Below are 11,972 nucleotides of genomic sequence, written 5' to 3' on the forward strand. Positions count from 1 at the left end.
CACCGATGACGCTTCGTACAAGAATCTGATTGATGCACTCGATGAAATGCAGATATGTAATATAGGTAAGTATGTGATTACGGACATCGCTGAAGCTGATCAGTTCCTGATAAAGAACTACGATAGTAAAGGTGAATTGTCGCAGAATATTGCCGAATAATGTGTAACACCTAAAAAAGTAAGAATATGGCTAAAGTAGATTTAAGTTCTTCGGAATGGTGTGACTTGATATTCAGTGGCAAGAATAAGGCGTACGGTGCCTATCAGTTAAGAGAGAAATCGCCAAAGCGTCATAATATCGCTGTGATACTGGTGATCGTCATCGCATTGGTAGGATTTAGTATCCCTACCTTGATAAAGATGGCTACGCCGAAGCAGAAGGAAGTGATGACCGAGGTGACTACTTTGTCTCAATTGGAAGAACCGGAAATTAAGCAGGAAGAAATGAAAAGAGTGGAGCCCGTTGCTCCCCCGCCTCCTGCACTGAAGAGTTCTATCAAATTCACGGCTCCCGTCATCAAGAAGGACGAAGAAGTGAGAGATGAGGATGAAATAAAGAGCCAGCATGAACTGGCGGAAACGAAGGTGACTATTTCTATCGCTGACGTGAAAGGTAACGACGAAGAGCATGGTAAGGATATTGCCGACCTGAAACAAGTGGTTACCCAAGCTGAACCGGAACCTGAAAAGGTTTTCGATATGGTAGAACAGATGCCTCAGTTCCCCGGTGGGCAGGCTGAGATGATGCAGTTCATCAGCAAGAATATGAAGTATCCGACTATTGCCCAGGAAAACGGAACGCAGGGACGTGTGACTTGCCAGTTTGTAGTAGGTGCGGATGGTCGTGTGCGTGATGTGAATGTGCTGAGAGGTGTAGACCCTTACCTGGACAAAGAAGCTGTCCGTGTGATTATGTCCATGCCTAAGTGGATTCCTGGTAAACAGAATGGTAAAGCTGTATCGGTGAAGTATACAATTCCGGTAGTGTTTAGGTTACAATAATAATGTGTGTGTCATGAAAACGGTGAAACAACTTCAACTTTTGAGTTTGGCAGTGATGCTGCTTGCAGTGTCTGCCTGCCAAAGTAAGCCTAAGGACGGGCTGGCGGATACGTACACTTCGGGTGTGATAGCAATTGCTGCGGACGAAAGTTTCCAGCCTATCGTACAGGAAGAGGTGGATGTATTTGAAGGACTGTTTCCTCTGGCAGGAATTGTCCCCCGTTATGTGACGGAAGTGGAAGCCGTCAATCTATTGCTCAAGGACAGTCTGCGGTTGGCTATAACCAGTCGCAGGCTGACATCGGAGGAGGTGAACTCTTTCAATAGCCGGAAGTTCTTCCCGCAGGAGATAAAGATTGCTACGGATGGGTTAGCGTTGATTACGAACAGGGAGAATCCTGATACGTTGATCACCGTGAATGAAATTCGCAGCATCCTGACGGGAAAGGTTACACAATGGAAGGAAATTTATCCGGCATCTCGGCTGAAGGATATCCGCTTGGTATTTGATAACAAAAACTCCAGTACCGTGCGTTTTGCGGTAGATTCCATTTGTAAGGGTGCTCCGTTATCGGACCAGGTGAAAGCATTGAAAACCAACAGAGAGGTCATCGACTTTGTGTCAAAGACTCCTGATGCTATTGGTATTATCGGTGTGAATTGGCTGAGCGACCGTAATGATAGCACAGGGCTCTCCTTCAGCAAAGAAGTACGTGTGATGTCCGTCAGCGCTGCCGACAAGGCGACGCCGGAAAACAGTTTCAAACCTTATCAGGCATATTTGTTTTACGGTGATTATCCGTTGGCACGCAGCATCTATGCCCTGTTAAACGATCCGCGGAGTGCGCTTCCGTGGGGATTTGCCTCCTTCCTCGCTTCCGACCGGGGACAGCGGATTATTTTAAAGTCGGGATTAGTACCCGCTACCCAACAGGTACGGGTGGTGAATATAAAAGATAAATAACTAAAATGAGTGCTATTATGAAAACGATGTTAGTTCTTAGTATGGGAGCGTTGCTGTTGGCTGGCACACTTTCCGCACAAACGCCTGTACCCGAATGGCAGGCTGGGGTAGATAAAGTAAAAACCTTGATTCAGTCCAATCCCGCACAAGCTTCCGAGGAGGCTGGGGAGTTGCTGAAAGGGAAGAATAAAAAGAATGTGGATCTTGTGACTTCTGTAGCCCATGTTTATCTGGACGCTGGAAAAATCACCGAAGCTCAGGAATATCTGGCTATGGCAAAGAAAGCCAATAACAAAGATCCCAAGGTGTCTGTATTGGAGGGTGATATTGCCCTTGCACAAAAGAATATTGGACAAGCTTGCCAACTTTATGAGCAAGCCATCTATTTTGATCCGAATTGCAAGGAAGCCTACCTGAAGTATGCGCAGGCTTATAAGTCTGCCAGTCCTACACAGGCCATTGAAAAGTTGGAGCAGCTTAAAGCAGTAGATCCGAACTGTCTGGAAGCTGATAGGGAACTGGCTGAGGTATATTATTCCGGCAACCGTTTTGGCAAAGCTGTCGAGATGTATACGAAATTCATTGACACGCCTCTTGCTACGGAAGATGATATGTTGAAATATGCTTTTGCCCTGTTCTTGAATCATGATTTCGAGAAATCATTGCAGGTTGCACAGAAGGGGTTGCAGAAGAATGCACGCCACGCTGCCTTCAACCGCCTTGTCATGTATAACAATACGGACCTGAAACGTTATGAAGATGCCGAGAAGGCTGCTGATGCTTTCTTCAATGCTTCGGACCATGCAGACTATTCTTATTTAGATTACCGCTATTATGGCGCTTTACTGAGTGCATTGAAGAAATATGATAAAGCTATTATAGAATATGGCAAGGCATTGGATAAGGATAATACACAGGTGGACTTGTGGCGTGAAATATCCGATGCCCATGAAATGAACAATAATTATGCAGAGGCTATTGCGGCTTACCGCAAATATTACGATGCATTAACTAAAGACAAGAAGACTCCTGAAACATTATTCCAGTTAGGACGTCTTTATTACGGACAGGGCACATCTTTGGATTCGCTCGCCGTGCAGCCTGCCGACCGTAAACTGGCGTTGCAGGCCGCTGATTCTGTATTCGCACTTGTTTCCGAACAAGCTCCCGACAGTTATCTGGGAGAAATGTGGCGTGCCCGGACCAATTCTGCTATGGACCCCGAAACTACTGACGGGTTAGCGAAACCTTATTATGAAAAGGTAATGGACATGTTGCTGAGTAAAAATGAACCGAAGTATAACTCTGCGTTGATAGAGTGCTACAGTTATCTGGGCTACTACTATCTGTTAAAGAGCGACTATCCTACTTCGAAAGAATTCTGGAATAAAATTCTGGCTATAGACCCCGCCAATGCTACTGCCAAAAAGGCGTTGGAAGGCATCAAATAGCAACAATTTTAGTTGTTTGTCGTGTCGGGAGGAGTGGAGAGTGATTCTTAGCTCCTCCTTTTTTTATGTTTTTTTCTGTAAACGCTTGGATTATTAAAAAGATTATCTACCTTTGCGGTGTACCAATAAACTAATACACTAATATTGGGGTTAACAAGGTATCAGATACCAGTTGACAAGGCCTTCTCCTTGTATCTTGTTTCCTTGCCACCTATAAAAACATATAAGTATGCTACAGGTAGAAAACATTTCGTTCAGTTATCGTCGGGGTAAAAAAGAAGTCCTGCACGATTTTTCGCTCTCGTTAGAGAAGGGTAGGGTATACGGGTTACTGGGAAAGAACGGTGCCGGCAAATCTACACTGCTTTATCTGATGAGCGGTTTGCTTACTCCCAAGAGTGGGAAAATAATGTACCATGATACCGATGTACGCCGTCGGTTGCCTATTACACTACAGGATATGTTCCTAGTTCCCGAAGAATTTGAATTACCTCCTATATCTTTAGTCAGCTATGTGGAGTTGAACAGCCAGTTCTATCCCCGTTTCAGTAAGGAAGACATGGTGAAATACCTGCATTACTTCGAAATGGAGCAGGATATTGACCTGGGAGCCTTGTCTATGGGGCAGAAGAAGAAAGTCTTTATGAGCTTTGCATTGGCTACCCACACCTCACTATTGATTATGGACGAACCGACTAATGGTCTTGATATTCCGGGTAAGAGCCAGTTCCGTAAATTTATAGCTTCGGGCATGTCGGACGACAGAACTATTATTATCTCTACTCACCAGGTGCGGGATATAGATAAGATACTGGATCATGTGGTGATTATGGATAACAGTCATGTGTTGCTCGACGCATCCACTGCCAACATCTGTAGTAAGTTTCTTTTCGTTGAAAGCGATGACCGCGAATTGGCAGAAGCGGCAATTTACACGCTTCCTTCCATACAGGGTAATTTCCTGATGTTGCCGAATACGGATGATGAAGAGTCGGAGATCAATCTTGAATTGTTGTTCGGTGCTGCGCTTACGGACCCTGAGAAAATAAAAGGAATGTTTCACCCTAAACAGAATGAACAATGATACGCGATACCTTTTTTAGTGCACCCCGTTTTGTGAACTTATGTCGCAAAGAAATGGTGGAGAGTTGGAAGGCAAATTTGCTCCGCTTCGTAATGATGTACGGTATAATGGCGATTGCTTTCGTATGGAACGGATATTTTCAATATAATTATCCGGAAGGCCTGATTAATAGAGGGATAACTCAGGATCCTATATGGACATTCGAATTGGGGGCTTTCATTTGGGCGCTTGTCATTATGGGACTTCTGAGCGCTTCGTTCATTATGGAACGTATGAAATCTAAAACGAACCGGATAGCTATGTTAATGACGCCTGCTACGATGTTTGAGAAGTTCTTCTCCCGTTGGCTGGTATTTACCTTCGGTTTCCTTATTGTGTTCTTGATAGCTTTTAAATTAGCGGATTGGACACGTGTAGTGGTTTACATGGTTAGCTATCCTGAGTTAAAAGATATCATTTCCTCTACTCCGCTTTCCCATCTGGTAGGAAAAGAACAATTCTGGACGGTTTTTGATGATTGCAATTATTTTATGTTAGGAATAAGCGCTTATTTCTTTGTACAGTCTTTGTTTGTTCTGGGGAGTTCCATTTGGCCGAAGAACTCATTTGTGAAGACTTTCTCAGCCATTGTGGTCGTTGCTATTATTTATATAGCAATAGGATCAGCATTGGCAAAAATATTGTTTGAAGCGCGTGGTGTACATGGAGTGAATCAGGATATATCTGATGAAGCTATGACACTTTGGACTACAATCATTTTCTTGGGTATGGCTATCTTCAACTGGGTAGTTGCTTATTTTCGTTTTAAAGAGTCTGAAATCATTAACCGTTGGTAAGTATGAATTTTAAAGAAAGTAAAGCCATCTATCTTCAAATAGCAGATCGCATTTGTGACGAGGTACTTCTCGGGCAATATCGGGAAGAGGAACGCATACCATCCGTCAGAGAATATGCAGCTGTGGTAGAGGTGAATGCCAATACGGTGATGCGTTCATACGATTATCTACAATCGCAGGAAGTTATCTATAACAAACGTGGTATCGGTTATTTTGTTGCTTCCGGTGCTCGCGCGTTAATCCTTTCATTGCGCAAAGAGTATTTCCTCAAAGAAGAAGTAGATTATTTCTTTAAGCAGATGTATACCCTCGGTATTTCGGCGGAAGATATGTCCGCTATGTATCGGGAATTTAGTAAGAAACAAAAATAAAGAAGAAGATTATGAAACGAACAACTTATATAATATTTGGAATGTTGCTTACCGGATTGGTTGTGGTGTGCGCTGGCATATTCTACGCCTCTATGCAAGTTACAGGTTGGGATAATAATTTCCTGGATATTAAAGGAGAAAAGAAGACGGTTCAACTGCCGGAATGCAAAGTTATACAGATGGTGGCAATTAGAAATATCATCACTACCGGCGAGGGCGAAAAGAAGGGAATAAGAATGCCGGCATTTGGAGAGCTCCCTTTGAAAATTACTCCTGCCGAAGCTGGACAGGGAACTTGCACTTATGCTTCCGGTATGGATGAATTTATGACGATGAACTCAGTTGGAGATACATTACGTATCGTATTTGATTTTCCTAATGATAAGCTTGAAAAGAAATATCATGACCTGTATTGGCTTTATTTACGCTCCGAAGAGATGACTATAGCTCTGCCGGATCATGTTCAGTTCTTACAGACCAGTCTTGAAGCTCAAAAAATGACTGTTGAAGGGTTAACCCGCGATTCATTGTCTTTGATGGTGCAAGATTATGCTACCATAAATGACTGTAATTTTAGAGCTCTAACAGTCCAGAATGGTGCGTGGTTGTTTAATACTGGCAAAGCGGACAATTTGTATCTTCATCTGAACGGGATACGGAGTTGGAATGTGAATGCAAGTTCTTTCCATGTTGATACGGAATATCTATATGCTCATGGTAATCAAAAATGTACTTTGGAGAAAGGCGAATGTCGACAGGTAGTTTGGATGCCTCAATCGGAAGGCGCTTCATTGGATATAAAGTTGAAAGAAGCAGCGACAGTAGTTGTGAAATAACAATAGGTATTGCTAGAATACGAAAAAAAGACCGTTGAAAAACGGTCTTTTTTTATTTAGTTGCGGAGATCCGACTCGAACGAATGACCTTTGGGTTATGAGCCCAACGAGCTACCAACTGCTCCACTCCGCGATGTTTAACGGGTGCAAAGGTACGGCTTTTTATGGAACAAACAAATAAAAGCCATATTATTTTTGCTAAAAAATGTAATAAGCGGACTAACTTGTTGATAAGTAGTGTTATAATAGATATACTTTTTTTATCCTCTCCCTGTGACCAAATGTTAATAAAATGTGCGTTTTCTTGTGTGGTATGCAGAAAAGTTTTACTTTTGCTCAAATTATTAAGCAATGTGCAATTATTAATATGGCCGTATCGAAGACAAAAGCTAAATTAGTGGATGTAGCCCGTCAGCTATTTGCGAAGATGGGTGTTGAGAATACCACAATGAACGATATCGCTCTTGCTTCTAAAAAAGGTAGAAGAACGCTTTATACCTATTTTAAAAGTAAGGAAGATATCTATATGGCTGTTGTCGAATCGGAGCTGGACATCCTTTCGGATATAATGAAGCGGGTAGTAGAGAAAGACATCTCGCCCGATCAGAAGATCATCGAAATGATTTATACCCGCCTGGATGCCGTGAAAGAGGTAGTGTACCGGAATGGAACACTCCGTGCTACCTTTTTCCGTGATATATGGCGGGTAGAGAAGGTGCGCAAACGTTTTGATGCCAAAGAAATACAGCTTTTCAAGGATGTGCTTCGTGAAGGCGTGGAGAAAGGGGTGTTTCAGGTTGACGATATCGACATGACTGCCGAATTGGTGCATTATAGTGTGAAAGGTATTGAAGTGCCTTACATACGTGGGCATATAGGTGCTAAACTGACCGATGAAACACGTGGGCAATACGTTGAGAACATCGTGTTCGGGGCACTGCGTAGAAAAGAATAACTTTAATCAATAATTAAAAAAGTATGGGATTATTAGATGGAAAAACAGCCATTGTAACTGGTGCTGCACGTGGTATCGGTAAGGCTATCGCATTAAAGTTTGCTTCTGAAGGAGCAAATATCGCATTCACTGACCTGGTGATTGATGAAAATGCAGAGAATACGGCAAAGGAAATTGAAGCAATGGGCGTGAAAGCTAAAGGTTATGCTTCAAACGCTGCTAATTTTGAAGATACTGCCAAGGTAGTAGAAGCTATTCATGCAGATTTTGGTCGCATCGATATTCTGGTAAACAATGCAGGTATCACCCGTGACGGTCTGATGATGCGTATGAGCGAGCAACAATGGGATATGGTTATCAACGTTAACTTGAAGTCCGCTTTCAATTTCGTTCACGCTTGTACCCCGATCATGATGCGCCAGAAGGGTGGTAGCATTATTAATATGGCTTCTGTAGTAGGTGTTCACGGTAATGCCGGACAAGCCAACTACGCAGCTTCCAAAGCTGGTATGATTGCTCTGGCTAAATCTATCGCACAGGAATTAGGTTCTCGCGGTATCCGTGCCAACGCTATCGCTCCGGGCTTTATCCTGACCGATATGACTGCTGCATTGTCTGACGAGGTAAGAGCTGAATGGGCAAAGAAGATTCCTTTGCGTCGTGGTGGTACTCCCGAAGACGTGGCAAACATTGCTACCTTCCTGGCTTCTGATATGTCTTCTTATGTATCAGGACAGGTGATTCAGGTAGATGGTGGTATGAATATGTAGTTTAAATTAAGAATGAAGAATGATGAATGAAGAATTTTGCTGCGCTATGCAAGTAGGCCGCAAAGTAATTCATCATTCTTCATTCATCATTCTTCATAAAAAAAATGACTGTCGTATACGAGGACAATCATATCATTATAGTCAACAAGACCGCTTCCGAGATCGTTCAGGGAGACAAGACGGGGGATACGCCGCTTTCGGAAACCGTAAAGCAGTATCTGAAGGAGAAATACCAGAAACCCGGTAATGTCTTCATCGGTGTTACCCACCGGCTGGACCGCCCTGTGAGCGGTCTTGTTGTATTTGCTAAGACCAGCAAGGCATTGTCCCGCCTCAATGAAATGTTCAAAACCAGTGAGGTGAAGAAGACCTACTGGGCTATCGTAAAGAATGCCCCGAAGGAGTCGGAAGGAGAATTGGTGAACTATCTGGTGCGCAATGAGAAGCAGAACAAGAGTTATGCTTATGATAAGGAAGTGCCGAAGAGTAAAAAGGCTATCCTGCACTATCGGCTGATAGGTAAGTCGGATAATTACTTTCTGCTGGAAGTGGATCTGAAGACCGGACGGCATCATCAGATACGATGCCAGTTGGCAAAGATGGGATGTCCTATCAAGGGAGATTTGAAGTATGGCTTTGCCCGTTCCAATCCGGATGGAAGTATTTGCCTGCATGCACGCCATATCAGTTTTGTGCATCCGGTATCTAAGGAAATGATTGATGTGGAGGCGCCTGTGCCGGAGACGAATCTTTGGCAAGGATTCCGGATGATATAAGATTTTCACCACAGAGGACACAGAGAGCACGGAGGGTTATGATTCATGGATAATCAATAGCCTCTGTGCTCTCTGTGTCCTCTGTGGTGAAATGCTTTATCAGAACCTCGGTTTCACATATTTATCCTGAGAGGACGTAAAGTGCAATCCCGGTATCCCGTTACTCTTTCTCGGGAAGCTGATGGACTTGATAAGTGAATAATCATCCGCATCCAGTGCATAATATTCGTCCGCGTTGGCTGTTTTCACGCAAACCGTCCAGTCGAACATATTTCCGAAGATAGACAGAGCATCCTCTTCGGGGTTGAAGGAAGGAACTCCGGTCTTGATCACATCATAAGTCTTATTGTTCAGTACATAGAAGTTGTTATCCATGTCCGTCAGGAAACCCAGTGTCTTGTGGTCCTTGAATTCTGTGATGAAGAGATACTTCGCATTTAAGCCTTCGGGCAGGGAAATGGCACGCACATACGGGCGTCCTTTCGTCTGTTTCAGATGGAAAAGTTTTCCCTCATTGTCCAGAATCAGATAGCCTTCATCGTACTCCTTGCGGGTGGTAGGATTACCGGCCAACCGGCGGGCAGGGAATTTAAACCCTTTCTTCACCATAGCCTCTGTGAACAGTTGGCTTTTGTCAGCATCTATCGTATTGGTTTTCATACCGATAAATTCGATTCCTTTCGAGGTGATACGGAACACGTCATCGGGTATAGTCAGATCCACGCGTCCCGACATACTTTCCAGCAAAGGATAAAGTTCTATCTTGGAGGCATTGATATCCGAGGCTGCCGAGCGGAAGCTGAAATTCGTAAGCTGCACTTCGCGCGGAGTGACGGCAACACCATTGATGCTGTCCGGGAACCGCTCATCCGCCATAAGCTGGCGCATGTAGAAGAACGGGAGAATACTGTCCGTCTGCTCCTGCGTATATACATTGCCGGACTGGTCGCGTCGTACTACGCCTTTACCATCTTCATTGCCCATGGAGAGGAAGTCACCGAGGACACAACTGTACATGGAGAAAGGAACTTTAGATGGCTTTGCCGCAAAGAAAGAATAACACCAGGGCAACTGCCAGATAATGAGCAATGCAATGGTGATGTATAAGAATATTTGACTAAAACGTTTCATTGTCTTTTTCGTTCTTAAGAGTGAATGTATGACCTGTTAATCTTGTTTGCCTACCTTGAACCGTGCGATGGAAAGCCATGAGAGACTTGCCGTGAGCAGGGTGTAGATTGCCAGCCAGGGCAGGAAAGCATTATAGGCTTCCGGTGCCGGAGCCAGGAAGAAGATACGCAACAGCAATACGGAGATTACCAGATTGAGGACGCGCCGTTTCCAGGTCGGTTCCAGGCATATCCACGAAATCAGAAGATAAGCGGCAATGCCCGCCAGATACCAGGGAAGAGCTGTCAGCAGAATCCGTGAATAAAGTTCCGGAGCCAGGACGCCTTGCATGTAAACCGTCATCAACAGATAGTTGGCGGCAAAGCAGGCAAGTAACACTATCAGCCCGTAGAGTAGCATCAGGTTAATCATCCGCAGTTGCGGGTAGGGCAGATGTAATGTCAGTTTCAGGCATTTATGGTGCATTTCGGGTACGAATTGCACCAGGGCAAGCAGTATCCCGACTAATAGAGGAATAAATTCCAGTAAATCCACGAACACGGTATCCCGTGACAGCATAACTTCCCAAACGTGTTCTACGCCTTTCATGCTGGCAACACGGTTGATGCGCAGCATCGAGTATCCGGCAAAACCGAGCGTTACAAGCAGTGCAAGCAGCAGATACCAGCGGGTTTTAATCCATTCTTTATAAAATATAGCGTTCATAATAATTATTCGTTATTAGTATTTTCCCGTCAGTCCGATAAAAGCATCTTCCAGGTTTACAGTCTCGCATTTCAAATCGCTGTAAGGCACTTGCAGGGCTTTGAAACGGTTTTCTACTTCTTGTTGAGGCAGGAACGAGAAGGTTTCCAGCGTATTTCTGATAAGAGACGGATGGTAGAAATCCTTATCTTCCGGCATCTTGTAACCTTCGGGCAACGTGCAGGTATAGCGGCGTATCGTGTCCAGCAGTTCCTTTACGGGCTGTTGGATAAGGATGCGTCCGTAATCCATGATGATGCAGTCGTCTACCAGGCGCTCCATGTCCTGAATGATGTGCGAGGTCAGGAAAACTGTTTTGTTTTCCGAACGGGCGTAGTCACGCAGATAGTCCACAAAGAGGCGGCGGTAGCCGGGGTCCAGGCCGAGAGAGAAATCGTCCAGTACCAGCAGTTCCGGATTTTGCGCCAGGATAAGTCCCAGTGCCACCTGCGAACGCTGTCCGCACGACATACGCGAGATGCGTTGTCCGGGAGCTACTTTCAGTTTGTCCATCAGGTCGTAGTAGGCTTCCTTACGCCACTGTCTCGGATAGAAAGCAGAATAAAACTTCTCAATCTCCCGGATGGTCATGAACTGATATTGCACATGTCCCTCGATGAGCAGGCCAATATTACGGCGTGTTGAGGGGTGCATCGTCTGAATGTCCTGTCCGAAGATGGAGCATTGACCGGAGCGGGGTTTGAGGTAACCGCTCAATATATTGATGGTTGTGGTTTTACCTGTACCATTCTTGCCCAGCAGTCCCAGGATGCGTCCTTTCGGTACGCTGAAACTGAGGTCTTCGTAAATTAACCTTTTGCCATAATAGTGCGTCAGGTTATTGCATTCAATGATGTTCTCCATTGATTTCTTTTTGTTTTGATTAATGTCCGGCAGAAAGGGGATAAAAGGTGCAGTTCATTCCAATCTGGAGGCACTGTTGTTTCAGTTAAGTGAAACTCTTGTTTCTGTCCTGAGGAACTGAAGTTTCTATCCTGTGAAACTATCGTTCCTATTAAGTGAAACTGCAAGACTCATGGTGTTGGCAATTT

14 protein-coding genes and 1 tRNA gene (1 of these 15 cut by a window edge) are annotated in these 11,972 nt (G+C 44.4%); 11 read left to right on the forward strand and 4 right to left on the reverse strand.

What is annotated here, in order from left to right:
* The 8 genes from VYM24_RS08580 to VYM24_RS08615 form a co-directional block, all read left to right on the forward strand.
* A protein-coding gene (locus VYM24_RS08580) for an ExbD/TolR family protein (RefSeq protein ID WP_330942225.1) crosses the window boundary here: on the forward strand, positions 1-160 show its final stretch. 497 nt of this gene lie to the left of the window's left edge; the window shows 160 of its 657 coding nt (coding positions 498-657); the start codon falls outside the window, past its left edge; the stop codon is at positions 158-160.
* A gap of 26 nt (positions 161-186) precedes the next feature.
* Positions 187-1,002: an energy transducer TonB gene (locus VYM24_RS08585; protein ID WP_291555337.1), complete on the forward strand. Its 816-nt coding sequence runs from the start codon at positions 187-189 to the stop codon at positions 1,000-1,002.
* Positions 1,003-1,015: 13 nt separating this feature from the next.
* Positions 1,016-1,966 carry a PstS family phosphate ABC transporter substrate-binding protein gene (locus tag VYM24_RS08590; protein WP_330941951.1) on the forward strand — a complete coding sequence of 317 codons (951 nt, stop codon included), beginning with the start codon at positions 1,016-1,018 and terminating at the stop codon, positions 1,964-1,966.
* 5 nt (positions 1,967-1,971) lie between these two features.
* Complete coding sequence (locus tag VYM24_RS08595; RefSeq protein WP_291555339.1) at positions 1,972-3,417, forward strand: tetratricopeptide repeat protein; 1,446 nt, start codon at positions 1,972-1,974, stop codon at positions 3,415-3,417.
* Positions 3,418-3,646: 229 nt separating this feature from the next.
* Positions 3,647-4,501: an ABC transporter ATP-binding protein gene (locus VYM24_RS08600; RefSeq protein WP_195538488.1), complete on the forward strand. Its 855-nt coding sequence runs from the start codon at positions 3,647-3,649 to the stop codon at positions 4,499-4,501.
* Positions 4,498-5,337, forward strand: coding sequence for a hypothetical protein (locus VYM24_RS08605; RefSeq protein ID WP_330941952.1), 840 nt, complete (start codon positions 4,498-4,500; stop codon positions 5,335-5,337). Before VYM24_RS08600 ends, VYM24_RS08605 begins: the two co-directional genes overlap by 4 nt.
* 2 nt (positions 5,338-5,339) lie before the next feature.
* A complete protein-coding gene (locus VYM24_RS08610) occupies positions 5,340-5,708 on the forward strand; it encodes a GntR family transcriptional regulator (protein ID WP_007209418.1) in 369 nt (122 codons plus the stop codon).
* A gap of 11 nt (positions 5,709-5,719) precedes the next feature.
* Positions 5,720-6,544 (forward strand): hypothetical protein, encoded by an 825-nt coding sequence (locus VYM24_RS08615; protein ID WP_299092359.1) that lies wholly within the window; start codon positions 5,720-5,722, stop codon positions 6,542-6,544.
* Between the two features lie 60 nt (positions 6,545-6,604).
* Here the strand turns inward: VYM24_RS08615 and VYM24_RS08620 are convergent.
* Positions 6,605-6,677: transfer RNA gene (locus tag VYM24_RS08620), tRNA-Met, on the reverse strand.
* Positions 6,678-6,911: 234 nt separating this feature from the next.
* Here VYM24_RS08620 and VYM24_RS08625 point away from each other — a divergent pair.
* The 3 genes from VYM24_RS08625 to VYM24_RS08635 all read left to right on the forward strand — a co-directional run bounded on the left by VYM24_RS08625 (position 6,912) and on the right by VYM24_RS08635 (position 9,045).
* Positions 6,912-7,499: a TetR/AcrR family transcriptional regulator gene (locus VYM24_RS08625; RefSeq protein ID WP_026367270.1), complete on the forward strand. Its 588-nt coding sequence runs from the start codon at positions 6,912-6,914 to the stop codon at positions 7,497-7,499.
* Between the two features lie 23 nt (positions 7,500-7,522).
* A complete protein-coding gene (gene fabG / locus VYM24_RS08630) occupies positions 7,523-8,269 on the forward strand; it encodes a 3-oxoacyl-[acyl-carrier-protein] reductase (RefSeq protein WP_044265620.1) in 747 nt (248 codons plus the stop codon).
* A 104-nt stretch (positions 8,270-8,373) separates the two neighbouring features.
* Positions 8,374-9,045, forward strand: coding sequence for an RluA family pseudouridine synthase (locus tag VYM24_RS08635; RefSeq protein WP_330941953.1), 672 nt, complete (start codon positions 8,374-8,376; stop codon positions 9,043-9,045).
* 99 nt (positions 9,046-9,144) lie between these two features.
* Here VYM24_RS08635 and VYM24_RS08640 read toward each other — a convergent pair whose 3' ends face one another.
* The 3 genes from VYM24_RS08640 to VYM24_RS08650 are packed head-to-tail and all read right to left on the reverse strand — an operon-like array spanning position 9,145 to position 11,784.
* The gene (locus VYM24_RS08640) at positions 9,145-10,176 is read right to left on the reverse strand and encodes a DUF4857 domain-containing protein (RefSeq protein WP_330941954.1); all 1,032 of its coding nucleotides are present in this window, start codon (positions 10,174-10,176) and stop codon (positions 9,145-9,147) included.
* A 36-nt stretch (positions 10,177-10,212) separates the two neighbouring features.
* Positions 10,213-10,881, reverse strand: coding sequence for a hypothetical protein (locus VYM24_RS08645; RefSeq protein ID WP_294502066.1), 669 nt, complete (start codon positions 10,879-10,881; stop codon positions 10,213-10,215).
* A gap of 15 nt (positions 10,882-10,896) precedes the next feature.
* A complete protein-coding gene (locus tag VYM24_RS08650) occupies positions 10,897-11,784 on the reverse strand; it encodes an ABC transporter ATP-binding protein (RefSeq protein WP_330941955.1) in 888 nt (295 codons plus the stop codon).
* Positions 11,785-11,972 lie beyond the last annotated feature (188 nt).

The sequence above is a fragment of the Bacteroides sp. MSB163 genome (assembly GCF_036416795.1).
In the GTDB taxonomy this organism is placed as follows: domain Bacteria; phylum Bacteroidota; class Bacteroidia; order Bacteroidales; family Bacteroidaceae; genus Bacteroides; species Bacteroides maternus.